The following is a 24,765-nucleotide window of genomic DNA, read 5'->3' as shown; positions in this document are numbered from 1 at the left end:
GAAGACAAATGAAAAAAACTATCGGATTGTGTTTTGCGGTAGCATTGGCCGCTTCATCTTTTGTTACTAATGCAGAAACCTTTGAGCGAGTTGAACTTGATAACGATAGAACCAGTGTTCAATATGCTGGCCCCATTAAGTCAATAACTAAGGCTCTTGAAGGTTACAGATGGCTTGGTCAAACAAAAGATATGAATGGCGGAGTAGTTTTTGAACCTTATGTAAATACTCGTTTCGGTAAAAATGAAACTGAAACTGGTGGGGCTATAATGGTAAAAGCCACTTATTACCTTTATGACGAGCCAGTTAAAGAGGCTCTGATGATTGCTCGTCAAAGCGAGATTCCGGGTTTTGTTGAGTTTTACGGGTACGAATCAAGAGAGCTTCAGCTGCACATAAGAATGGTGAATGATGATACGTTCCAAGCCTTTTCAAGTGCAGACGAATATCGCAAGCCGGACAAGTTGATGGCGTATAAAAAAGTAGATAATTTTAATAAAAGTAACTATAAGAGTGAAATGAAAGACGCAGAAGAAAGCGGTATGATTTTCTAATAAAGTTTAAAATAATAAGGCCATGTGGATAGTGTTCTTCATGTCGTGATGGATCGGCATTTTAATAAATTTAGTAATAAAATGGAGATTGAATATGGGCTGGATTATAAACTTTGTATTTGCTTCGCTTATTGCAGCTTTTTCGTTCACTGCATCAGCAGAAACCTTTGAGCGGATAGAGCTAGATAAAGATAGAACCAGCGTTCAGTATGCGGGCCCTATTAAGTCAATCACTAAGGCTCTCGAAGGTTACAGATGGCTTGGTCAAACAGAAGACATGAATGGTGGAGTGGTTTTTGAACCTTATGTAAATACTCGTTTCGGTAAAAATGACACTGAAACGGGTGGGGCTATAATGGTAAAAGCTACTTACTATCTTTATGATGAGCCGGTTAAAGAAGCTTTGATGATTGCACGCCAAAGTGAAATTCCGGGTTTTGTTGAGTTTTATGGTTACGATTCGAGAGAGCTTCAACTGCATATTCGGATGGTTGATGACAACACCTTCCAAGCATTTGCAAGCGATGACGAATATCGTAAACCCGAAAAGTTGATGACTTATAAAAAAGTAGAACAGTTTAATAAAAGCAATTATAAAAGCCAATTGAAAACCCCTGAAGAAGATGGAACTTGGTTCTAGGTAGGTGTTAAAAATACTACGTATGTATAAATCTTATGTTTGAAAAAGCCAAGTTTCAACTTGCTCACATGTTTTCTATTTAAGGCTGCCTAATCAGGTGGCCTTTTTTATTTCTATAACTTTCCTATACCAGTCCTAGGCAGTCTCCTAGTTTGCTTCCTAGGCACGTCATCAATAACTATTACTCCTATACACTATTGAAATCTTTTAAACTTGAGTTAGCATAATAATATGAAGTCAAGAAAAAGAAGGCGAGCAATGGGAATGTATAGGAAAAAACTTCGTTTTTATCCTACCGCTCAAAAGTCTTCGACATTTTTCACTTACTTCCCTACTCGATTTTCTGCACTTCGTTTGAAAATATAAAAGCAAAATCAGGTAGCTGCAATGCCTTCGGTCATTCCAGAAAAACACAAACCAACCACGAGGATAACTATGAGTAAGAAAAAAAGAAATGGTGAGCAATTCAATATTAGGATTTCAGCAGAAGCAAAAGAACAGATTGTAGAAAATGCGAAACGTCTAGATATTAGCCAAGCAAAGTATATTGAACAGCTAGCATTAAACGGCTGCAAGATTATAGAAATTAGGAATGATGAGTTTGTTCGATACATGGAACAGCAAGAAACAAATTTGAGAATGCTTGGCAATAACTTAAATCAAATAGCTGCCGCAATAAACTCTGGAAAAGCCAATATGGCAAATGAGAATATATCGGTTTTCGAGAAAGCTAAAAAAGCATTTGATAGATATTATTTGATGATTGAACAGAATACGCAAAAAATCAAACTAACAAAATAAGGACAATATGATAAGGAAGAAACTCAGCACGCAGAAAAGTAAAGGAGAGACACAGAACACACTCGGGTATGGTTTAAAAAAATCTATTCTCATAGATAGCAACAGACTCCAAACCGGAACAACGCAAGAGTTCATTGAGTTCTTAGCGAAAAAAATTGATAAATCTTGTAAAGGAAAACAGAAAAATACCAGCTTTCACGAAATGGTATCTTTTGACCCATCCGACAAAATCACACCCGAACAAGCCCTTGCCATAGCAAAAGAACTTTATTCAGATACTCACGGCTTAAACCGTGAGCACGCTTTTGCTGTTCACACAGATACTAAACAAATCCACGTTCACTTTATTTGGGCACCCAGAGATTTCAACAATAAAATATATAATCAGGTTGATGATTATCTCATTATCGAGCATAAGCTAACCGAGCTCGAAAAGAAACACGGACTATTCCAAGTCACTAACAGAAAATCTTTAAACCCTGACTTAGAAACAAAACCACCAGAGAGCCGCAACGAAAAAGCTCTTGAAGTCAGAGGCATAAAATCTCACAAGAAAGCATTCAAAGAAGAAATTGAAATTGCTTTTAAAGACGCAGCCACAACTACTGCTTTCCTTGCTAACCTTCACAAGCAAGGCTTTGACATTATTCCGAATGGACAAAACGCCTATTCATTAGAAAAAGAAGGCCAAATATTCAAGGCCAGTGAGTTAGGTATTCAATACTCGAAACTAAAAAACAAGCTTCAAGAAAAGCATCAATTTAGTGAACTGATGGAGCACTATTCAAAAAAAGCTAGTAGATACAATGAGGAATTAAACCTTACTACAAGCGAAGATGTTGAATTCCTTAAAAAGAATAAATTCAAAACGGTTCTAGATAAGAAGTTCACACACCAAGAAGTCGGCGGCAACGTTGAGCATTTCTTTAAAAACTTCACCAGCCAGAAAGCTTTTGAATACTATAAAGACCCTTCAAAGGTTACATTTCAAGACTTATCAAGAGATAGTATCAAAGCTGGACTTCAACGTTTAACAACTGACATGAAGAAGCCGGGGCCGCTCTATGTGAATGGGCCAGACTATGCAAAGAAAAAAATGTGGATGGAGTTCAAAATGATGAACCTTGAAGCAAAGGGATTCACATTGTCGGGCTATGAACCTACTCAACAAGACTTGAAAGAGCTTGAACAAAGAAAAGCGGACTATGAATTACAAGCTCAGAAATGGAAGGCCAAGAAAGCCGTAGAAGAGCCAAAACCAGCCGAACCTGTCATTGTTCCACCTGTCATGCCTACACCCGCTCAAAACGCACCAGAGAAGCCAGCAGAGCCTACAAAGCAGATTGAGCAAGAAAAGGTTACGTCAGCCAATGAAGGCTTGATTGATGACTTGCACGATATGTTTGGGCCAGCCATAGCTATCCCAGTCGCACAAACTCCTACGGAAGCCATAGAACCATTTAAACCAGTAGGTTCTGCCATAGATGAGCTTTACATGCCGATGGCACCGGAGTCGCTTCCAGAGCCTGAAAATGGCAAGATTGATGGCGATTATTCCACTTACGACACCAGCGAGCTATGTGATGAGATGGCAGATATAGTGAGCCGCATCGAAAGAAAACACTTTATTGGTAACAGCAGCAATGATATTGCAGGCCATAGAATATGGGACGCTAAACACCGTGATTATGTTCACTTAAAGCCTGCCGTTGAACAAACACAATACTATATAAGGCAGGAGCTATATAAAGTTCACGATGAGATAAAAGAGAGAAGTCAAAAGCTAGCCAACGAGCTTGATAGTGAGTTTAAAAAATCAATGAAATACAATACAAGATTTAAGCCAGAGATACAAATCCAACCGGATAAAAAATAAAGCCCTATGGGCTTTTATTTGTCTTGGGTTTGAAAATTCCTAATTCCTACCTGCAGTGTTACATCTTTATTGAATCCGCTAACCTTGCTTACATTCAAATATTCTTTCATGCAGTCATTTATAAAGCGTGACAACGGAAATTTATGAGCATTGGCAATTTCTCTAAATTGATTATGTGTTTCAGCGTCGAGTGTGATGGTGCAAACTTTAAGATTTGCTTTTGCTTTTGGTTTTTTCATTGGTGTCTCTTTCTTATTTATATATATTTATTAGAGCACAAATAAAAGCAAAGTCAAATAAACACATATTTTTCTTGAGAGAATTCAGGCACAAAAAAACCAGCATTCGCTGGCTGATAGACTATCCGACCGATTACATCTTCAAGCAGTTATCCCAATACTCATACGGAACCTTACTTTGGTCTACTAATGCTTTGAATTCGCCGTCTACGGTATCATAAAATAAATCACACTCACTATTTTTGTGTATGCTTCTAATGTTTTCATACATCCCATCGAGGCCCATTTTTTTAATGAATTTTAAAACTTCTTTTTTTCCGCTAGCCACTCTTATTAATTTCATATTGATTATCCTCCCATGCCTTAGTTACAATATAACATGGCATTCTAGTAAATCAATAGATAAATATGTATTTATTAGATTGCCGCAGTATCAAGCGATGAAGCTTCGACAATCTTGCAGGTGGATTTAATATCAATCACTTCGTTCGTTTCCAAGTCAATTATGTATTTACCTATTAGGCTTTTGCCAAATACATCGCCGAGCAAATCATCTTTCATAATTTGTATTTCATTAAAGACCCTCATTATTTTGAGCTTCCCATTAACAAACATCGAAAAGCCTATAAAGTCGTTTCTTTCAACAAACATGAATGCTTTATCAAGAGCTTCATTTTTGCCTTTCAAGAAGGATTTTCTTTTCAGCTCTCTCCACAATGAAAGCGTATTCTTAACGCCGAACATTGCGTATCTACGAACAGACCATAAAGCTTGAACGGCTCTCACTTTCTTATGATTTGAAATTTCCAGCTTGTCCATATTTAACACGCCGTCTTTCAGCTCAAAGTCCATGTTGAATGACTTTGTTAGATACTTCATCACGTATGATGTTGCCTTGCTTTTCTTTGTGTCAATTTCTTCAATTCTTACGGCGTTTTCCGAGTGTCTAAAATGCTTATTAATCAAGATTACTAATTCATCATAATGCTTCTTATTAACATACATTAAAGCGTGCTTGTGAAAGCATTGGTCTTTGTGTGGCTCAACAGCCCAAAAACCATTCATCTCAATCTTATGTCTATGAATATCTTTTCTAAAAGCATTCCACAGACCTTTTAAGTAATCATTGCTTTCCTTTGGGGTTGAACCGTCCCAAGAGCTAACCCCTTTCGACGGCTTTGGGTGAAATCTTGCCGGAGCGGTGAAAGTGATAAAAAGAGGCTTGTAGTCAAGTTTCTTGGCGTAGGTGTCCAATGATGAAACTTGAATATATATCTCGGCAAATCTTTGTTTTTCAGTGCTTACTACTTTTGATAGTGGGGTTTTCCTATGGTCTGCATAAACAACGTATTTGCTCAATATGTATTCATATTGTTTTTGCTCGGCAGCTTCTCTATCTTGAACAACTTCATCACTACAAATCTCAAATGCTCGACCTAAACCAATTAATCCAGAGTGGAGCTTTAAAAGTTCGCTTCTTTGTTTTTGTATTCTTTTTATTTGTGATTTAAGTCTTTTCTCATCAGCAATGTTGATGAGTTTGTCTTTCATGGCTGACCCTTTGATATCCTTGATTTTGATACCATAACCAATATCCCAGTCATTCTTTATATGCGAAAAAATACTCTCGCCGGAGTCATCGTTTTTAAGATTTCTTTGCTTTATTATTAGTTGCTCTTGAATTTTCTTGAAAACAAACGTGATGTTTTTGACGATTTCGTCCAAATCGCCAGCTAGCATGTATTTATGTCGTATCTTCCAACATTTATATTCACTACAAGTGGCAACCCAAGTGAATTTATTTTTGAGGCTTCTTATTTCTTTGGCCAACTTTGAACATTTTCTTTTTGATGAGTTACTTAACTTATTTTCAAAATATTCCTTTGAAGTCATCTTTTTTTCGATAGCTCGCTCAAAAAAATATTGCCTTTCACATTCTGCAAAGAAGAATTCAGGGGTAAGATTTTTAAGGGTTATGCGTTGCGGAATAAATATCATGTAAGTTATTATTGTTTGTTACTAATACAAATACCATGCCGTGCATAATTGTCAAATAAATAAATATTCTTACTTTTTAACCTTTAAAAAAAGCTGATTTTTTTAAAATCAAAAACGTCCAAAAAAACCTATAAAATCAACTTGCGACACTTATTTAAGAGTTATCCAAGAAGAACAAAATCAAAAGCATCTGGGTATTGCGAACAAAGTTCGCTAATAAGGCGAAAGGCGTCGATGGCCAGTAATTTTTCGAAAAATTAACATCCATAAAATAGCCGTTTTTAGAGCCTGAAATATCTTTCACGTATATAAATACATAGAATTAAAAGACAAGTTATTTTGCCCTATTCTGTTAGTTCATTGAAAATAGAGTTGGATATTATTTTAAGTTTTCCATGAGCTTTTTTTGGTTTTTAATTTCGATGACAGTCAATTAATGGCTTAAATTCAACGAAATATCGTGTCAATAGGGAATTGAAAATATATTTAAGGTTGGACAATAATTCTCAAACCTTTAAATTTAAGGTTAGACCCTAATCGGGGCTTTTATATAAAACTTATATGTGCTCAATTTTCATGCCTGAACAAGTTCAACCATAAAAATCGACCTAGACGAAAGCATTAATAAACTTAAATAATTCTCGCAAATACATATAGAACGCTTGATAGCCCCACTAATACATAATACCATTTAAGGTCATTATTATTTTTGGGGGTTTTCATTGTGAATATTGAAGCTGCTCGCGATTACTATGAAGTCGTCGTTAAGCCCACTATTGCGGAGTTCCTTGTTAGTAGTTATGACGTGCGTAGGGGGCGGGTAACAGCTATCGTTCTCTTCCATACTTGGGACTATCTTAAAGGCCTTGCCGTCAAACCAAATACAGCAGACGGAAGATTGATGTATCAAACTATCCGGGCAGCAGCGAACGCAAGTAAGCACTTTGAATTAACAGACCCCAAAAATCCTCACATTGCCAGTAAGGCGGACCAAGTAGTAGCAGAAAAAAATGAGGGGATTTTTGGTTCGCCTTTCGGTGAGGCTTGTTTTGGAGAGTCAAATTACGTTTATCTAGTTTTAGATGAAACGGCACAAAAAAAATACGGATGTAAAATTGTCGTGTTAGCTGATGCCGTGAAATATATGCAAGACTATTTGGACCAGCAGTTCGAAAACTTGGCCTGATTTTGATATGAAACATCACAGGTTAAACGCTTCCGACTTGATAAGGCCAGCACTCCCAATATCCATATGCTGATGTGTGAGATTTACCCCTACCATTCGAATCGGGCGAGATCGTGATCGCCCGCGCCCGGGATCGGGTGCATTTTCCGGCGCGCTTCCAGCTGGTGGCGGCGATGAACCCCTGCCCCTGCGGCTACCTGGGCGAACCCAGCGGCCGCTGTCGCTGTACCCCGGAGCAGATCCAGCGCTATCGCAACAAGCTCTCGGGCCCGCTGCTCGACCGAATCGACCTGCACCTGACCGTCGCCCGGGAAACCACCGCCTTGAACCCCACCCCGCAGCCCGGGGCAGACACGGCCCACGCCGCCGCCCTGGTGGCACAGGCCCGGGAATGCCAGCAGCAACGCCAGGGTTGCGCCAACGCCTTTCTCGATTTGCCGGGGCTGCGCGCGCATTGCAGGTTATCCACAGCCGACGAGCATTGGCTGGAGAACGCCTGCGAACGTTTGACCCTGTCGCTGCGAGCCGCGCATCGCCTGCTCAAGGTCGCCCGGACCCTGGCCGACCTCGAGCAACGCGAACAGATCAGTCGCGAGCACCTGGCGGAAGCACTGCAATACCGCCCCAGCGCCAGCAGTGTCTGATCACTCCTTGGACAGGTCGACCAGGGGCGTTGGCCGCACTTCAGTCTGGCGTCCGTCCTGGATTTGGGTGATCCGGGCCAGGGACTTATCCACAGCCGGCTTGTCCGCCAGCAGGCTGTAGCGAATCTGGAACTGCCGCTGCTCCTTGGCGCCGATGGTCGGCACCAGGTTCAGCGGCCGCTGGTAGCGACGGTTGTAGGAGAAGCTGGTGCCCGGCTCCAGGCCGGTGACATAACCCTGGCCCTGGGTGTCGGTATTTTTCCACAGCGAGAACACTGGCAACTGTTGCGTGTTGAAGCCCAGGGAGACGCCAAGGTTGCCGGCCTTGTTGTGCAGCACGGCCAGGGTCTCGCCCTTGGCATCGGCATAAGGCACCACGTTGTAGACGGTTTCGTCGTAGTCGCGGGTTGGGCCGCGATAAGTCTGCCACTGCCCCAGGTCCGCCTTGGCCTTGTCGTTGAACGGCGAGACCTGCTTCACCGGTGCGGCAAAACGTGCGCCCTCTTCAAGGAACGGTGTGCTGAAGTTGCTGTGGTACAGCGCCTGGTATTCCTTCGGGTAATCGCCGTTGTTGGTCAGGGTGTCGTTGAGGGCAAAGCTCACGCTGCCGGGTTCAGTCAGCAGTTCGGTGACCACCGTGAAGTCGACCTTCTTGAACGCCTGCTCCTTGAGCTCGCCACGCAGGCTGATGGCATAGGGCGGCTTTTCGTCGATGTGCAGGGTGACTCTGTTCGCCGGAATATTCGCCGCCCGGCCATGCAGGGTCAGCAGCTCGCCGTTATCCATCCCCGGATGGCCGACCCATTCGTAGCCGCAGCGGGTGACCAGCTCGTTGAAGCCTTCGAGCCAACCCAGGCCACCGCGGCCGTTGAGCTCGATAAAGGCCGGATTGACCACTTCCTTGACCGGAGAATCCCACCCCAGGCGCACCGAGCCTACGGAAGCCTGAAGGACGTTCATGCCACGGGTGGGGACGACCGAGAGTTTCATCGCGCCGTTATCGATGTCGACAATGCTCACCCCTTCCTGGCGCCCGCCGTGCAGGGTGCGCAGGGTGACAGAGAAGGGTTTGTCGATTTTGAGCCCCAGCTGTTGGCTGGTGATGTGCAGGTTTTGCGCGGCCTTGTCGGTGTCGAGCAGTACATAGTCCCAGGCCATGGCGTGGGAGGCGGCCGTCAACGCGCCGAGGGTGACAAACAGTTTAAGCGGAGTCATGGAAGTTGCCTTTCTTGGAGTTGTGCAATTTTTATAGCGCTGAAGAAACGTTTCAGCAAGCATAAAAAACGGCATCAGGCAGACAAGATCAGGCGAACCCCAGCATCAGTCGACTAGTCGGATCTTCAGCAGCAGCCGCGCCACCTCCATGACTTCGTCCAAAGCCGCTGCCGCCGCCGCATACGAGGGCTGCAACAACAGGTCATCGGCATAGCCCATGGTCTGGGCGAACAATTGGCGCGCTGCGCGTTCGGCGTTCTGGCAGCAAAACACTTGATCGGCCACTCCCTGCTCGATGATGTGCGCCAGCATCGCCTGCCATTCGCCGTTGATCTTCAGGTACGCCTCGGCCATGGGCGCGTCGTGCATGGCCTCGTCCCAGGCGTCCAGCCAGAGCGCCCAGCCGGCGTCCGCCGAGTCGGGCAGGCAGTCGCGCAGGAAGCCTTGCAGCGCTTCCAGCGGCGCGGCACCAGCCAGGGATTGGCGCGCAGTTTCAAGCTGCTCGTCGGCAAAGCGCACGAAGGCCTCACGGCGCAGCTCATTCCAGTCGCTGAAGTAGTGGTAGACGTGGCTGCGGGATAAACCGGCATGTTCTGCCAGATCCCGGGTGGACACATCGGCGAAACCCTTGCTGCGAAACAGCTCCAGGGCGGCGGCGATGATCTGGTCTTTACGGTCGATACGCGACATGGGGCTTGCCTCCGGACGCCGCTGGATGGACGGCGCTTGCTTTTTGAGCGATCGCTCAAAGATAATTGAGCAGTCGCTCAATATTAGCGTTTATCTTCCCTTCGGTGCACCCATGTCAGCCGTTACGTCGCAAATTCTTGTGGATGAAAGCAAAAAGATCGGTCAGCAATCCGCTGGCCAAACCCTCAAGGCCATCGCCCGGGCGTACCCCGGCAAACTGTTTTTCACCCTGAGCCTGGTGGCCCTGGAAAATGCCCTGCTCCTGGCCTACCCGCTGTTCGCCGGCTTTGCGGTGGACTCGATCATTCGCGGCGACACCGGCAGCGCACTGGTGTATGCGGTGGTGGTGCTGGCGTTCTGGGTGGTCGGTGCCGCGCGCCGCGCCGTGGACACCCGGACCTTCACCCGCATCTACACCGACCTCGCGGTGCCGGTGATCCTCAACCAGCGCCTGCTGAATCAGGACACGTCCACCGCCGCGGCACGGGTGGTGCTGGCGCGGGAGTTCGTCGACTTCTTCGAGAAACACATTCCGACCATCGCCACCGCCCTGGTCTCGATTGTCGGCGCAGCGGCGATGCTGGCGCTGATCGAGCCGTGGATCGGCCTGGCGTGCCTGCTGGCGCTGATCCTGTGCTGCGCCTTGTTGCCACGCTTTGCCCGGCGCAACCAGGCACTGCATGAGCGGCTCAATGACCGGCTGGAAAAAGAGATCGGCATGGTCGCCCGGGTCGGCGCGGCGTCGTTGCAGCGCCATTACCGGGTGTTGTCGCGCCTGCGTATCCGGCTCTCGGACCGCGAAGCGGTGGCCTACCTGTTTCTCGGCACGGTGGCGGCGGCGCTGTTTGTGGTCGCCATCAGCCAGTTGGCCCTGTCGCCAGCGGTCAAGGCCGGCCATGTGTATGCGGTGATGACCTACCTGTGGACCTTTGTCAGCAGCCTGGACGAGGCGCCGACCATGGTCGACCAACTGGCCCGCCTGCGCGATATCGGCAAGCGGGTAGACCCCGGCCTGTAGCCGCCGAGCGCCGTTCAGCGCGCGGCCACTGCCCGGTGTTCGATCAGGCCAGCGCAGTCAGGCCCGATAGCGGCTACAGGTGTGCGACGCGCTTTAGCGGAAGCGGTCGACTTCGTGGCGCAGGTCGGCGGCGAGAGCTTCCAGTTCCTTGGCGGTGATCGCCAGGTTGGACACCACTTCACGCTGCTCGCTGTTGGCCTGGGCAATGCTTTGCAGGTTGCTGCTGAGCAGGGTCGCGGTGCTGCTCTGCTCCTGGGTCGCGGTGGTGATGGCGGCGAACTGCTGGCCGGCACTGCGGCTCTGTTCATCGATCCGGGCCAGGGCCGAAGCCACATTGGCGTTGCGCGACAGGCCCTCCTGCATCAACCGGTTGCCCTGCTCCATGGTGCTGATGGCGTTGCCGGTTTCCTGCTGGATGCTGCCGATCATCACCGAGATTTCATCGGTTGCCTCACGGGTGCGCGAGGCCAGGTTGCGCACCTCATCGGCCACCACTGCAAATCCGCGCCCCTGCTCACCAGCCCGGGCGGCTTCAATGGCCGCATTGAGCGCCAGCAGGTTGGTCTGGTCGGCAATGGCGGTGATCACCCCGACAATGCCGCCGATTTCCTGGGAGCGCTGGCCCAGGGTGTTGATCACCGTGGCGGTGCTGTTCAGGGCGCTGGCGATCTGCTCCAGGGAGGATGAAGCCTCTTCCATCGAGGTGCGGCCGATGCGCGTCTGCTGGGCGTTTTCCTGAGCCAGGCGCTCGGTGTTGCCCATGTTGTCAGCGATGTTCAGCGAGGTGGCGCTGAACTCTTCCACGGCGCCCGCCATGCTGGTGATTTCGCCGGACTGCTGCTCCATGCCCTCGTAGGCGCCACCGGACAATCCGGACAACGCCTGGGCCCGGCCGTTGACCTCCTGGGCCGCCCGGCGGATGTGCTCGACCATAGTCGACAGGGCTTCGCCCATCTGGTTGAAACTGCGCGCCAACTGGCCGATCTCATCCTGGCTGGACACATTCAGCCGTACGCTCAAGTCGCCGGCGCCCAGGGCCTCGGCCTGACACACCAGGTCTGCCAGGGGCGCCAGTTTGCTGCGCAACAGCCAGACCGCCGCGCCAACCGCCAGCAGCATCGCCAGCAGACTGCCGATGACCAGGCGCAGGCCGACACTCCAGGTCACCGCGCGGATTTCCGCTTTCGGCATGCTCGCCACCACCGCCCAGGGGCCACCCTCGAACGGCACCGCCAGGCTGTAGAAGTCTTCGGCCTTGTCACTCCAGAAGCGGCCCTTGCCCGGTTGGCGAATCAGCTCGGCCATGGTCGGCAGCGCCTGATCCAGCGCCTGCACGCCGGCAGGCGGAACCAGCCATTTGTTTTGCTCATCCAGCAAGGCCAGAGAACCGGTCTGGCCGATGCGGAAGCGCCTGAGATTGTCGAACTGGGCGTTCTGCGCATCGGTGTAGTCGAAACCGACGAACAACACCGCAATTACCTTGCCGCTGCTGTCGCGCACCGGCGTGTATTGGGTCATGTAGGAGCGGTCGAACAGCAGCGCGCGGCCGACGTAACCCTGCCCCGCCATGAGCTTCTGGTAGGCCGGGTGGACATGGTCGAGCAAGGTGCCGATGGCGCGGCTGCCGTCCTGTTTGCTCAGCGAGGTGCTGACGCGGACAAAATCATCGCCGCTGCGGACAAACACGGTCGCCACGCCAGCCGTCATCTGCTTGAACTCGTCGACCTCCTCGAAGTTGTTGTTCAACACCTGGCCGCCCAGGTGCAGGCCCGGCGTGGAGGTGCCGGCCACTGTCACCGGCTGCTCGGGGTGCAGGCTCAGGCCGCCGCTGAAGCGTTTTTCGAACAGCCCGCTCAGGCGCTGGGTGCTTTCGCGCAGGGTGCTGTGGAACGTGTTGAGCTGATCGGCCAGCAGCCGCGCTTCGCTGGCCAGGTGCTCTTCCCGCGTGTCGAGGTTGGCGGAATCCAGCGAACGCAGGGCAAAAACGGCACTGCCGCTGATCACGATCGCCAAGATCACAGCCAGGGCAAGGCCCAGCTGTGAGGCAATCCGGGCACGGGGTTGAGGCATGACGGCTCCTGACCGAGAGCCCGGATCATCCTGATCAGGTTGCGTGCTCGGCAAAATTTTCCAGTAATGGGGGACGGGGGGAACGCTGCAGGACGCAAGTTCCACTTTCTAGGATTCGGCGGCAACGATGAATACTTGAGCAATTCGCACGGTTATCGCTCAAGGCCGTTCCCACGGGCGCTACATCGTTTCAGCCGAGGCGCTCTACCTCAGGCAATTGCATGGCCTGGACCTCGCCCTGGAGAAAATCGCTGAGGCGGCGCAAACGTTCACCTCCGGGCCGGGTTTTCGGCCAGACCAGGTAATAGTTCTCGCCACTGGCCACCGCAGTCGGCCACGGCAGGCTCAGCCGACCCTGGGCCACATCTTCGGCGACCATCAGCAAATCGCCCATGGACACGCCGTAGCCCCGGGCCGCGGCAATCATCCCCAGTTCCAGGGTATCGAAGACCTGCCCGCCCTTGAGCGAGACCTGATCGGACAAACCCATGCGCTCCAGCCAGCTGCGCCAGTCGCGGCGATCCGGGGTCGGGTGCAGCAATTCGGTGACGGCCAGGCGCGCCACATCCCATGGCTGGTCATTGAGCAGATTCGGCGCACCAACCGGGATCAGCAGCTCGGGAAACAGGTAGCTGGCCTCCCAGTCCGCCGGAAAGTGGCCGTTGCTCAGCAGCACCGCGCAATCGAAGGGTTCCTGGTTGAAGTCCACCGAATCGATGTCCATCCAGGCGCTGGTCAGTTGCACCTCGTTGCCCGGCTGCAGGTGGCGAAAACGGCTGAGCCGCGCCAGCAGCCAACGCATGGTCAGGGTCGACGGCGCCTTCATCCGCAGAATGTCATCCTCGGCGCGCAAGGTATTGCAGGCCCGCTCCAGGGCGCTGAAGCCTTCGCGAACGCCCGGCAACAGCAGGCGCGCGGCTTCCGTGAGTTGCAGGTTACGCCCGCTGCGCTTGAACAGCCGGCAGGCGAAGTGCTCCTCCAGGGTGCGGATATGCCGGCTGACCGCGCTCTGGGTAATCGACAACTCTTCGGCCGCGCGGGTGAACGAACTGTGCCGGGCCGCAGCTTCAAAGGCGCGCAAGGCATACAGGGCAGGAAGACGACGAGACATATAACGCTCTCCGTGGGCGGTGCGGCCACGCTACCAGAAACCGGTTCGCATGAGTTTTAATCATGCCAGCAATCGTTTTTATCCTTTTGTGCAATGCGCCACGAGCGCCGAGAATCAGCGCTCTTGACCCATTGCCCATTGCCGAGCCTGATGACCATGCAGCATCCAGCACGTACCGAACTCCGGGCCATCCTGCGGCTGGCGGGGCCGCTGATCGCCTCACAGTTGGCGCACATGTTGATGGTCCTCACCGACACCCTGATGATGGCCCGGCTCAGCCCCGAGGCCCTGGCCGGTGGCGGGCTGGGCGCGGCCAGCTATTCGTTCGTGTCGATTTTCTGCATCGGGGTGATTGCCGCGGTCGGCACCCTGGTGGCGATTCGTCAGGGTGCCGGCGACATCGAAGGCGCCACGCGCCTGACCCAGGCCGGGCTCTGGCTGGCCTGGCTGATGGCGCTGGTGGCAGGGCTGCTGCTGTGGAACCTGAAGCCGGTGCTGCTGCTGTTCGGCCAGACCGAAACCAACGTCGACTCCGCCGCGCAGTTCCTGCTGATTCTGCCCTTCGCCCTGCCCGGCTACCTGAGCTTCATGGCCTTGCGCGGCTTTACCAGCGCTATCGGCCGCGCCACGCCGGTGATGGTCATCAGCCTGGGCGGCACCGTGGCCAACTTCCTGCTCAACTACGCACTGATTACCGGCATGTTCGGCCTGCCGAAACTGGGCCTGATGGGCATCGGCCTGGTGACCGCCATCGTCGCCAACTGCATGGCCCTGGCTCTGGCCTGGCACATCCGGCAGCACCCGGCGTACGCCGCTTATCCGTTGCGCCAGGGCCTGTCGCGGCTCAACCGCCACTACCTGCGGGAGCTGTGGCGCCTGGGCCTGCCCATCGGCGGCACCTATGCGGTCGAGGTCGGATTGTTTGCCTTCGCCGCGCTGTGCATGGGCACCATGGGCAGCACCCAATTGGCAGCGCACCAGATCGCGTTGCAGATCGTCTCGGTGGCGTTCATGGTGCCGGCGGGGATTTCCTATGCGATCACCATGCGCATCGGCCAGCACTACGGCGCTGGGCAATTGCTCGACGCGCGCCTGGCGGGACGGGTGGGGATCGCCTTCGGTGCGGTAGCGATGCTGTGTTTTGCCATGGTGTTCTGGCTGCTGCCGAATCAGTTGATCGGGCTGTTCCTGGACCACAATGACCCGGCCTTCCGCGAAGTGATCAACCTGGCCGTGAGCCTGTTGGCGGTAGCGGCCTGGTTCGAACTGTTCGACGGCACGCAAACCATCGCCATGGGCGCGATTCGCGGGCTCAAGGACGCCAAGACCACCTTCCTCGTCGGCCTCGGCTGCTACTGGTTGATCGGGGCCCCGGCGGCCTGGTTGATGGCCTTCACCCTGGGCTGGGGGCCGACCGGCGTGTGGTGGGGCCTGGCCCTGGGCTTGGCGTGCGCCGCCATCAGCCTGACCCTGGCCTTCGAATGGCGGATGAAACGCATGCTGCGCCTGGAGCCCCAGGTGCAGCCATCGGCCTATGCCTCGGCCCAGGTGGATTCGTAAAGATCGGTTGAACTGGCGAGCGGGATTGCCCCCTCGCCAGGCGGGTTAGCTCACCACGTCCGCCATGGATCGCTGGCTGCTGCCAAAGGTCAGGTACTCCACCAACTCCGCCAGGGGCAGCGGTTTGCTGATCAGGTAACCCTGCGCCTGGTCGCAGCCGAAGCCGCGCAGCAGGGCCAGTTGCTCCGGGGTTTCGACCCCCTCGGCCACCACTTCCAGATTGAGGTTGTGCGCCAGGTTGATCATGGCGTGCACCAGCTTGCGGTTCTCCTCGCGCAGCTCCATGCCGCCGACAAAACTCTTGTCGATCTTGAGCAGGGCGATCGGCAGGCTGTTGAGGTGCACGAAGGACGAGAAGCCAGTGCCGAAGTCGTCCAGGGAAAAGCGCACGCCCAGGCGCCCCAGGGCGTCCATGGTCTGCTTGACCAGGTCACTGCGGCGCATCACTGCGGTTTCAGTCAGTTCGAACTCCAGCCACTGCGCTTCGACGCCGCGCTCGGCAATCAGCCGGCTCAGGGTCGACAGCAACTGGCTGTCCTGGAACTGCCGGAACGACAGGTTGACCGCCATGTGCAGCGGCGGCAGGCCGCGCTCACGCAGGGCCTGCATGTCCCGCAGGGCACGGGAAATCACCCAGTAGCCCAGGGGCACGATCAGCCCGCTCTGCTCGGCCAGGGGCACGAACTCGCTGGGCGGCAGCAGGCCCCGTTCGCCGTGACGCCAGCGCACCAGGGCCTCGAGGCCGACGATTTGTCCGTCATGCAAGTTCAGGCGCGGCTGGTAATGCAGCTCCAGCTCGTCGCGGCGCAAGGCTCGGCGCAGTTCGCTTTCCAGGTCGGCGAGGCTGCGGGCATTGCGATTGATGCGTTCGTTGAAGATATGAAAGGTGCAGCCCTGGGTGCTCTTGGCCTGCTGCATGGCGATGTGCGCATGCCACATCAGCGGGTCCGCCCCGGCATTGGCCCGGGCATGGGCCACGCCCAGGCTGCAGCCGATCAGCAGGCTTTCGCCGTCGATCCAGTAAGGCTCGGCCATGGCCTCGGTAATGCGCTCGGCCATCCATTCGGCCCGCTGCGGCGCACGGCGTGTATCGATCAGCAAGGCAAACTCGTCGCTGCCCAGGCGCGCCATCTGATCGCCGGCCTCAAGCTGGCTCTTGAGCCGCGAGACCACCTGCAGGATCAAGCGGTCGCCGGCCTGGTGGCCGAGGGCGTCGTTGGCATGCCGGAAGTTGTCGAGGTCCAGGTGCCCCAGTGCCAGCCCGCGTCCTTCGTTTTCAACCAGGCGCGCGGCAAGCAGGGTCTGGAATCCCTGGCGGTTGGCGATACCGGTCAGCGGGTCCTGTTCGGCCAGGCGCTGCAGGGTGGTTTCCAGCACGCCGCGCTCACGCACATGGCGCAGGCAACGCCGCAGGATATCGGGGTTCAGGGCGCTGCGAATCAGCCAGTCACTGACACCCACCGGGGTCACCGAGGGTTCGTGGTCCAGCAGCAGGACGGTGGGCAAACTGCAGCGACCGGGGGCCGGTTGCAAGGAGGCAATGGTCAACAAGACCGCGCTGCGATCGTCATTGAACAGACGGCTGACAGAATCCCAGGTCGGGGCACTGATCAGCACAACCGAGTCTCCCAACGGAGCGAGACACTCGCGCAACAACGCTGCCCATGCCGGCTCTTCGGCCAGTAGCAGCAAACGCAAGGGTTCGACAGGCTTAGACAAGCTAGCTCCCTAGACTCTGCAAAAGAAGTTGGCGGTGGGCATTATGACGCGCGAATAAACAATGACAAATGATATTGATTATCAAACGCAATTTCTTATACCGCTCTAACTCGAACATTAGACGCATATTCAGCGCGCATCCTGCGGGAAAGTATCAAAACCGGCAAATTTAGATCGCGTGTTGCGTCACAAGTCGGAGAGAGGCAGCAGAATCTGTCCAGCCTGTTAAAATGCCCGCCCATTTCGCAACAGACTCCCTTTTCCGTCATGTCCCGACTCAATCCCCGGCAGCAAGAAGCCGTGAACTACGTCGGCGGCCCTCTTTTGGTGCTCGCCGGTGCTGGCTCCGGCAAGACCAGCGTGATCACCCGCAAAATCGCGCACCTGATCCAGAACTGCGGCATCCGCGCCCAGTACATCGTGGCCATGACCTTTACCAACAAGGCGGCGCGGGAGATGAAGGAGCGTGTCGGCACCCTGCTCAAGGGCGGCGAGGGCCGTGGGCTGACCGTGTGCACCTTCCACAACCTGGGCCTGAACATCATCCGCAAGGAACATGTGCGGCTGGGCTACAAACCGGGCTTCTCGATCTTCGACGAGACCGACGTCAAGGCCCTGATGACCGACATCATGCAGAAGGAATACTCGGGCGACGACGGCGTCGACGAGATCAAGAACATGATCGGCGCCTGGAAAAACGACCTGATCCTGCCGCCCGAAGCCCTGGAAAACGCACGCAACCCCAAGGAACAGACCGCCGCCATCGTCTACACCCACTACCAGCGCACGCTCAAGGCGTTCAACGCGGTGGACTTCGACGACCTGATCCTGCTCCCGGTGAAGCTGTTCCAGGAGCACACCGACATCCTGGAAAAATGGCAGAACAAGGTCCGCTACCTGCTGGTGGACGAATACCAGGACACCAACGCCAGCCAGTACCTGCTGGTGAAGCTGCTGATCGGCACGCGCAACCAGTTCACCGTGGTCGGCGACGACGACCAGTCGATCTACGCCTGGCGCGGCGCCCGCCCGGAAAACCTGATGCTGCTCAAGGACGACTACCCGTCCCTAAAAGTGGTGATGCTGGAGCAGAACTACCGCTCCACCAGCCGTATCCTGCGTTGCGCCAACGTGCTGATCTCGAACAACCCCCACGAGTTTGAAAAACAACTGTGGAGCGAGATGGGCCACGGCGACGAGATCCGCGTGATCCGCTGCCGCAACGAAGACGCCGAGGCTGAGCGGGTAGCGGTGGAGATTCTCACCCTGCACCTGCGCACCGATCGCCCGTACAGCGATTTCGCGATCCTGTATCGCGGTAACTATCAGGCCAAGCTGATCGAGCTGAAGCTGCAGCACCATCAGATTCCTTACCGGCTTTCCGGCGGCAACAGCTTTTTCGGACGCCAGGAAGTGAAAGACCTGATGGCCTACTTCCGCCTGATCGTGAACCCGGATGACGACAACGCCTTCCTGCGGGTGATTAACGTGCCGCGCCGGGAAATCGGCTCGACGACCCTGGAAAAACTCGGCAACTACGCCACCGAACGCAAGATTTCGATGTACGCCGCCACCGATGAAATCGGTCTCGGCGAGCACCTGGACAGCCGCTTCACCGACCGCCTGGCGCGCTTCAAGCGCTTTATGGACCGGGTGCGCGAGCAGTGCGCCGGCGAAGACCCGATCTCTGCCCTGCGCAGCATGGTCATGGACATCGACTACGAGAACTGGCTGCGCACCAACAGCTCCAGCGACAAGGCCGCCGACTACCGCATGGGCAACGTGTGGTTCCTGATCGAAGCCCTGAAAAACACCCTGGAAAAAGACGAAGACGGCGACATGACCGTCGAAGACGCCATCGGCAAGCTGGTCCTGCGCGACATGCTGGAACGTCAGCAGGAAGAGGAAGACGGCGCCGAAGGCGTGCAGATGATGACCTTGCATGCCTCCAAGGGCCTGGAATTCCCCTACGTGTTCATCATGGGCATGGAAGAGGAAATCCTCCCGCACCGCTCCAGTATCGAAGCCGACACCATCGAGGAAGAGCGGCGCCTGGCCTACGTGGGCATTACCCGCGCACGCCAGACCCTGGCCTTTACCTTTGCCGCCAAGCGCAAGCAGTACGGCGAGATCATCGATTGCGCGCCCAGCCGCTTCCTCGATGAGCTGCCACCGGACGACCTGGCCTGGGAAGGCAATGACGACACGCCGACCGAAGTCAAAGCCGTTCGCGGAAACACCGCACTGGCGGATATACGCGCGATGTTAAAGCGCTAGAATTGCCGACTTTTTACCGCACACTATTTATCAGCGCTTAGGCGCACAAGGCGCCCAAAGAGGAAAGCTTCATGGAAGCACTGCACAAGAAAATTCGCGAAGAAGGCATCGTGCTTTCCGATCAGGTCCTGAAAGTCGACGCCTTTCTCAACCATCAGATCGACCCGCAACTGATGAAGCTGATCGGCGACGAATTCGCCACGCTGTTCAAGGACTCGGGCATTACCAAGATCGTCACCATCGAAGCCTCGGGCATTGCCCCGGCGATCATGACCGGCCTGAACCTCGGTGTGCCGGTGATCTTCGCCCGCAAGCACCAGTCCCTGACCCTGACCGAGAACCTGTTGTCGGCCACCGTCTACTCCTTCACCAAGCAGACGGAAAGCACCGTGGCCATCTCGCCACGGCACCTGACCAGCAGCGACCGGGTGCTGATCATCGATGACTTCCTGGCCAACGGTAAGGCCTCCCAGGCGCTGATTTCGATCATCAAGCAGGCCGGCGCCACCGTTGCCGGCCTGGGTATCGTCATCGAAAAGTCGTTCCAGGGCGGGCGTGCCGAACTGGATGCCCAGGGCTACCGCGTGGAGTCTCTGGCCCGCGTGCAATCCCTGGCCGGCGGCGTGGTCAGCTTCATCGAGTAAAGTGCGCGACGGCGCCGGCGGCGTGCCGGCGCCACGGGTAATCCGCCGTTACAGGCGGGTTTCCTGCAAGGCTGCCAGCAGCAGCCGCTGATACAGATCCTCACGCAAGCCTTCGGGTTTCTCCAGCTGCATGCGCGCCAGGTGCAAGGGAAAAGCCTCGGCCTCCGGCGCGTCCAGCGCGGCCTTGCCCAGCTCCAGAATCTCGGTGAGCTTGAACTTGCTCTTGAGCCAGTTGAGGGCCCGTAGCAGATCCCGCTCTTGCGCACTGAAATCAGTGCCCAACGGATACTCCGGGAACAAGTGCGGGTGCCGTGCGCGAATCGCCTGCAAACGCTGTGGGCTGTTGTCGGTAAATCGCGGTTCCAGCTGAAAGTCCTTGGGCAGCTTACCGACTTTCTGCGCTTGCTCGATCAACCCGGGCTGGAAGCGTGAGTCGCTGATATTGAGCAGGGTCTCGATCACCTTGGCGTCGGTCTTGCCCCGCAGGTCGGCAATGCCGTACTCGGTGACCACGATATCGCGCAGATGGCGCGGGATGGTGCAGTGCCCGTATTCCCAGACCACGTTCGAACTGACCTCGCCGCCCGACTCACGCCAGCTGCGCAGGATCAGCACCGAACGCGCGCCTTCCAGCGCATGGCCCTGGGCGACGAAGTTGTACTGCCCGCCGACCCCACTCAGCACACGGCCGTCTTCCAACTGATCGGCGACACCGGCACCGAGCAAGGTGACCATGATCGAGCTGTTGATAAACCGCGCATCCCGACGTTGCAGGCGCTTGAGCTCTTCCTGGCCATACAGCTCGTTGATGTAGCTGATGCGCGTCATGTTGAATTCGAGGCGCTTGCTTTGCGGCAGCTCCCGCAGGCGCTGATAAAAACTGCGCGGCCCCAGGAAGAACCCGCCATGCACCGAGATGCCGTCGGTTTGCGCCGCTTCATCCAGGGTGCCGTCATTGGCCTGCTGCTGGGTCTTGATATCCGGGTAGACCTTGCGCCGCACGATCCCGGCGTCCGCCAGCACCAGCAGGCCGTTGACGAACATTTCGCTGCAACCGTAGAGGCCCTTGGCAAAGGGCTCGACTCCGCCTTCGCGGCCAATCAGCGGCGCCCAGTAATAGGCATCGATATCGGTCAGCAGTGAACGATAGGCGTCGTTGTCCGCCTGCCGGGCCAGCAGTGCGGCGGTCAGGGCGTCGCCCATGGAGCCGATGCCGATCTGCAAGGTGCCGCCGTCGCGCACCAACGTGCTGGCGTGCAAACCGATGAAATGGTCCTGGAACCCCACCGGCATGTTCGGCGTGGAAAACAGCGTAGTGCGGTCCTTTTCATCGATCAGCAGATCGAAGCCGTCCATGTCGAGTTCGGCGTCACCCGGCATGTATGGCAGCTCGTCGTGAACCTGGCCGACCATGAGGATGGTCTCGCCGGCAGCGCGGCGCTTGGCAATCATCGGCAGCAGATCAAGGGTGATGTCCGGGTTGCAGCTCAGGCTCAGCCGATCCGGATGATCAGGGTGGCTGGCCACCAACTGCGCCACCAGGTTCAGGCCACTGGCGTTGATGTCGCGGGCGGCGTGGCTGTAGTTGCTGCTGACATAGTCCTGCTGCGCGGGGGCACTGTTGAGCAGGCTCCCGGGCTGCATGAAGAACTGCTCGACATGGATGTTGCGGGGCAGGCTGTCGTGTTGCAGGTCCGCGAGGAAATCCAGCTCGGGATAGTCGCCGAATATGCGTTCGACAAAGGGTTCGAGAAAGCGCTTCTGCAAGCCATCGCCCAGGGTCGGACGGCCCAGGCTCAAGGCGGTGTAGATGGTCAGCTGCCGTTCGGGCAGTTGCTTGATGCGGCGGTACAGCGCATTGGCAAACTGGTTAGGCTTGCCCAGGCCCAGGGGCATGCCCATGTGAATATGCGCCGGCAGACGCGCCAGCACGTCATCGACCGCCTGCTCGATTGAACACAACTGCACCATACGACTCTCCCGAACGTTCCATGAATTGGGGTTGGACCGAGCTTGCCGGGTCTTTACTGCATTGACCAGTGTGGTGGCCGAATCGCGGGCACAAAAAAGCCGCTCGTAAGCGGCTTTTTCGCTGAAGATTGACCTTATTTCAGGCCAGACATCTTCTCGATGGCACCTTTGAGCTCGTCATCGGAGCAATCGGCACAAGTGCCTTTTGGCGGCATGGCGTTGATCCCGGTAATGGCCTTGGCCAGGATGCCGTCGAGGCCGCCCTGGTGATCGGCACGCTCTTTCCAGGCTGCGGTGTCACCGATTTTCGGTGCGCCGAGCAGACCGGTGCCATGGCAAGCGTTGCAATGCTTGGCAATCACTTCATCAGGGGTTTTCGCCCCTCCACCACCGACAGAGGCGGCGACTTCCATGCCCTTGCATTCCTGCCCCTGAACACAGACCTGACCGACCGGTGCAAGGCGTTGGGCAATATCATCATTAGTCGCAGCTTGAGCGCTGACTGCCCATAGGGCCAATACGGTTGCTGGTGCGGCCAGCATTTTCATAATTAGGTTCACGCGTACACCCTCAATGGTGGCTAGTCACGCCCACGGCCACGGTTTCGCAGGCGGGCGCAAGTATAACGGTTAGCCCGCCACACTGAAACAACCCTAAAGTCGATGGGGTCTTAAAGGTGGCGAAATGGCACTTCGGGCGTCGCCGCAAGCCTTGCAGGACGCCTCTTCTATTAGAAATTCGCTGGCGTGGCTGCGCTGATTAGTCGCGCCGGTACATCGAAAGGATTTCGGAAACGGTGCGGCTTGGTACTTTCAAAGTAGTAGCTGTCGCCCGCTTCGAGCACAAATGTTTCAAGCCCGACCACCAGTTCAAGGCGGCCTTCCACGAGAATTCCGGTTTCTTCGCCTTCGTGGGTGAGCATTTCCTCACCGGTGTCGGCGCCCGGCGGGTAGATCTCGTTGAGAAAGGCGATGGCACGGCTGGGATGGGCGCGCCCCACGAGTTTCATGGTCACGGCGCCATCGGAAATATCGATCAGTTCATGGGCTTTGTAGACGATCTGGCTCGGGGTTTCCTGGAGGATTTCCTCGGAAAAGAACTCGACCATGGACATGGGGATGCCGCCAAGAACCTTCCTCAGCGAGCTGATCGAGGGGCTGACACTGTTCTTCTCGATCATCGAAATGGTGCTGTTGGTGACGCCCGCGCGCTTGGCAAGTTCACGCTGGGAAAGACCTTTCAGTTTACGGATGGATTGCAGTCGTTCACCGACGTCCAATGCGGCAGTCTCCTAGGGAATCAGGCGTTGTTGTAATTGAGCATTATCATGGCGATAGCGTTCAGTATTTACAACACTTGCCTCCAATCCACCCAGGAGCGGCCTGTCAGGTTCCGACCACTGGCCGTCAGCCCTCGGAATAGAGCCTTGGCACTCGGCGCAGGTTGCAGAAAATCTGGTACGGAATAGTGTCCGCAGCCATCGCCACGTCGCTGGCGAGGATGTTTTTACCCCATAGCTCCACGGTCGAGCCCAGGCCGGCCTGCGGCACATCGGTGAGGTCGATGCACAGCATGTCCATGGACACCCGACCCAGCAATTGGCTGCGCTGGCCAGCCACCAGAACCGGCGTGCCGGTCGGCGCCTGGCGTGGGTAACCGTCGGCATACCCCATGGCAACCACACCAATGCGCATCGGCCGCGTGGTGACGAACTTGGCGCCGTAGCCCACCGGCTCGCCGGCTGGCAACTCACGCACGCAAATCACTTTCGATTCCAGGGTCATGACCGGTTGCAGGCGCGCGGCCACCGGGTTGTTTTCTTCGAACGGGGTTGCGCCATACAGCATGATGCCGGGGCGCACCCAGTCACTGGGAATACTCGGCCAACCCAGGACCGCCGGCGAGTTGCGCAGGCTGACCTCGGCCGCCAGCCCCTCGCGGGCAGCCTGAAACACGGCCACCTGCTCGTCGCTGCGCACGCAATCGAGCTCATCGGCCCGGGCGAAGTGGCTCATCAACACCACTTTCGCCACTTTGCCACTGGCCAGCAGTCGCTGATGGGCAGCCTGATAATCCTTGGGATGCAGGCCAACCCGGTGCATGCCCGAGTCGAGCTTGAGCCAGACCGTCAGCGGCTTGGCCAGGGTTGCCTTCTCGATGGCCTCGAGTTGCCACAGCGAATGCACCACACACCAGAAGTCATGCTCGATGATCAGCGCCAACTCATCGGCCTCGAAAAAGCCTTCGAGCAGCAGCACCGACGCACGAATCCCCGCCGCACGCAGCTCCAGGGCTTCTTCAATGCAGGCCACGGCAAAACCGTCGGCCTCGCCTTCCAGTGCCTGGGCACAGCGCACCGCGCCATGGCCATAGGCATCGGCCTTGATCACGGCAAGGGCACGGACGCCCGACAACTCGCGGGCCAGTTGGTAGTTGTGACGCAGGGCTTGAAGGTCGATCAGGGCACGGGCAGGACGCATGGCGGCAGACTTCTAGGCGGTCATGGGGGAAGAAAAAACCGGTGCTGGCCGAAGGCGTGAACCGCCGACAGC

General features: G+C 55.1%; 21 protein-coding genes and 1 pseudogene. 10 read left to right on the top strand and 12 right to left on the bottom strand.

What is annotated here, in order from left to right:
• Positions 1 to 8 precede the first annotated feature (8 nt).
• The 4 genes from MF4836_RS34995 (at position 9) to MF4836_RS11845 (ending at position 3,871) form a co-directional block, all read left to right on the top strand.
• Positions 9 to 554 carry a hypothetical protein gene (locus tag MF4836_RS34995; protein WP_048402102.1) on the top strand — a complete coding sequence of 182 codons (546 nt, stop codon included), beginning with the start codon at positions 9 to 11 and terminating at the stop codon, positions 552 to 554.
• 94 nt (positions 555 to 648) lie between these two features.
• Positions 649 to 1,194 carry a hypothetical protein gene (locus tag MF4836_RS11855; RefSeq protein ID WP_078470480.1) on the top strand — a complete coding sequence of 182 codons (546 nt, stop codon included), beginning with the start codon at positions 649 to 651 and terminating at the stop codon, positions 1,192 to 1,194.
• A gap of 435 nt (positions 1,195 to 1,629) precedes the next feature.
• Positions 1,630 to 1,995, top strand: a complete 366-nt coding sequence (locus MF4836_RS11850; RefSeq protein WP_078470479.1) for a plasmid mobilization protein — start codon at positions 1,630 to 1,632, stop codon at positions 1,993 to 1,995.
• 7 nt (positions 1,996 to 2,002) lie between these two features.
• The gene (locus MF4836_RS11845; RefSeq protein ID WP_078470478.1) at positions 2,003 to 3,871 is read left to right on the top strand and encodes a relaxase/mobilization nuclease domain-containing protein; all 1,869 of its coding nucleotides are present in this window, start codon (positions 2,003 to 2,005) and stop codon (positions 3,869 to 3,871) included.
• A 14-nt stretch (positions 3,872 to 3,885) separates the two neighbouring features.
• On the opposite strand, the gene MF4836_RS34990 is transcribed toward MF4836_RS11845, so the two are convergent.
• The 3 genes from MF4836_RS34990 to MF4836_RS11835 all read right to left on the bottom strand — a co-directional run bounded on the left by MF4836_RS34990 (position 3,886) and on the right by MF4836_RS11835 (position 6,108).
• Positions 3,886 to 4,110 (bottom strand): hypothetical protein, encoded by a 225-nt coding sequence (locus MF4836_RS34990; RefSeq protein ID WP_048402097.1) that lies wholly within the window; start codon positions 4,108 to 4,110, stop codon positions 3,886 to 3,888.
• 133 nt (positions 4,111 to 4,243) lie between these two features.
• Positions 4,244 to 4,453 (bottom strand): hypothetical protein, encoded by a 210-nt coding sequence (locus MF4836_RS11840; RefSeq protein ID WP_078470477.1) that lies wholly within the window; start codon positions 4,451 to 4,453, stop codon positions 4,244 to 4,246.
• A 74-nt stretch (positions 4,454 to 4,527) separates the two neighbouring features.
• Positions 4,528 to 6,108: a replication endonuclease gene (locus tag MF4836_RS11835; protein WP_048402095.1), complete on the bottom strand. Its 1,581-nt coding sequence runs from the start codon at positions 6,106 to 6,108 to the stop codon at positions 4,528 to 4,530.
• A 724-nt stretch (positions 6,109 to 6,832) separates the two neighbouring features.
• Here MF4836_RS11835 and MF4836_RS34985 point away from each other — a divergent pair.
• On the top strand, positions 6,833 to 7,294 hold the full coding sequence (locus MF4836_RS34985; protein ID WP_153050230.1) for a hypothetical protein: 462 nt from the start codon (positions 6,833 to 6,835) through the stop codon (positions 7,292 to 7,294).
• 92 nt (positions 7,295 to 7,386) lie between these two features.
• Positions 7,387 to 7,938, top strand: a pseudogene (locus MF4836_RS11825) (ATP-binding protein); the annotation flags it as partial.
• Here MF4836_RS11825 and MF4836_RS11820 read toward each other — a convergent pair.
• Positions 7,939 to 9,153 carry an aldose 1-epimerase family protein gene (locus MF4836_RS11820; protein ID WP_078470474.1) on the bottom strand — a complete coding sequence of 405 codons (1,215 nt, stop codon included), beginning with the start codon at positions 9,151 to 9,153 and terminating at the stop codon, positions 7,939 to 7,941.
• 105 nt (positions 9,154 to 9,258) lie between these two features.
• A complete protein-coding gene (locus MF4836_RS11815; protein WP_078470473.1) occupies positions 9,259 to 9,843 on the bottom strand; it encodes a TetR/AcrR family transcriptional regulator in 585 nt (194 codons plus the stop codon).
• A 112-nt stretch (positions 9,844 to 9,955) separates the two neighbouring features.
• Here MF4836_RS11815 and MF4836_RS11810 point away from each other — a divergent pair, with 112 nt between their 5' ends.
• Positions 9,956 to 10,861: an ABC transporter six-transmembrane domain-containing protein gene (locus MF4836_RS11810; protein WP_178102933.1), complete on the top strand. Its 906-nt coding sequence runs from the start codon at positions 9,956 to 9,958 to the stop codon at positions 10,859 to 10,861.
• Between the two features lie 93 nt (positions 10,862 to 10,954).
• On the opposite strand, the gene MF4836_RS11805 is transcribed toward MF4836_RS11810, so the two are convergent.
• Complete coding sequence (locus tag MF4836_RS11805; RefSeq protein WP_078470471.1) at positions 10,955 to 12,931, bottom strand: methyl-accepting chemotaxis protein; 1,977 nt, start codon at positions 12,929 to 12,931, stop codon at positions 10,955 to 10,957.
• Positions 12,932 to 13,121: 190 nt separating this feature from the next.
• Positions 13,122 to 14,042 carry a LysR substrate-binding domain-containing protein gene (locus tag MF4836_RS11795; protein WP_078470470.1) on the bottom strand — a complete coding sequence of 307 codons (921 nt, stop codon included), beginning with the start codon at positions 14,040 to 14,042 and terminating at the stop codon, positions 13,122 to 13,124.
• Positions 14,043 to 14,192: 150 nt separating this feature from the next.
• Here MF4836_RS11795 and MF4836_RS11790 point away from each other — a divergent pair, with 150 nt between their 5' ends.
• Positions 14,193 to 15,602 (top strand): NorM family multidrug efflux MATE transporter, encoded by a 1,410-nt coding sequence (locus MF4836_RS11790; RefSeq protein WP_078470584.1) that lies wholly within the window; start codon positions 14,193 to 14,195, stop codon positions 15,600 to 15,602.
• Between the two features lie 45 nt (positions 15,603 to 15,647).
• On the opposite strand, the gene MF4836_RS11785 is transcribed toward MF4836_RS11790, so the two are convergent.
• Positions 15,648 to 17,321: a putative bifunctional diguanylate cyclase/phosphodiesterase gene (locus tag MF4836_RS11785; protein ID WP_078470469.1), complete on the bottom strand. Its 1,674-nt coding sequence runs from the start codon at positions 17,319 to 17,321 to the stop codon at positions 15,648 to 15,650.
• A 267-nt stretch (positions 17,322 to 17,588) separates the two neighbouring features.
• On the opposite strand from MF4836_RS11785, the gene rep reads away from it, so the two are divergent.
• Entirely contained in the window at positions 17,589 to 19,598 is a 2,010-nt protein-coding gene (gene rep / locus MF4836_RS11780; protein WP_020295997.1) for a DNA helicase Rep, read from the top strand.
• 71 nt (positions 19,599 to 19,669) lie between these two features.
• Entirely contained in the window at positions 19,670 to 20,242 is a 573-nt protein-coding gene (locus tag MF4836_RS11775; protein WP_020295998.1) for a xanthine phosphoribosyltransferase, read from the top strand.
• A 48-nt stretch (positions 20,243 to 20,290) separates the two neighbouring features.
• Here MF4836_RS11775 and MF4836_RS11770 read toward each other — a convergent pair whose 3' ends face one another.
• From MF4836_RS11770 to alr, 4 genes are all read right to left on the bottom strand, one after another.
• Positions 20,291 to 22,213, bottom strand: coding sequence for an acetyl-CoA hydrolase/transferase C-terminal domain-containing protein (locus MF4836_RS11770; protein WP_078470468.1), 1,923 nt, complete (start codon positions 22,211 to 22,213; stop codon positions 20,291 to 20,293).
• A 134-nt stretch (positions 22,214 to 22,347) separates the two neighbouring features.
• Positions 22,348 to 22,761, bottom strand: coding sequence for a c-type cytochrome (locus tag MF4836_RS11765; RefSeq protein WP_078470467.1), 414 nt, complete (start codon positions 22,759 to 22,761; stop codon positions 22,348 to 22,350).
• A gap of 182 nt (positions 22,762 to 22,943) precedes the next feature.
• Positions 22,944 to 23,492, bottom strand: coding sequence for a cupin domain-containing protein (locus MF4836_RS11760; protein WP_020296001.1), 549 nt, complete (start codon positions 23,490 to 23,492; stop codon positions 22,944 to 22,946).
• Between the two features lie 127 nt (positions 23,493 to 23,619).
• Positions 23,620 to 24,693 (bottom strand): alanine racemase, encoded by a 1,074-nt coding sequence (gene alr, locus MF4836_RS11755; RefSeq protein WP_078470466.1) that lies wholly within the window; start codon positions 24,691 to 24,693, stop codon positions 23,620 to 23,622.
• Positions 24,694 to 24,765: the final 72 nt, after the last annotated feature.

It is taken from the genome of Pseudomonas sp. MF4836 (genome assembly GCF_002018875.1).
Classification (GTDB): domain Bacteria; phylum Pseudomonadota; class Gammaproteobacteria; order Pseudomonadales; family Pseudomonadaceae; genus Aquipseudomonas.
The sequence above is the reverse complement of the archived record's forward strand: the minus strand, read 5'-3'. Positions and strand labels throughout refer to the sequence as shown.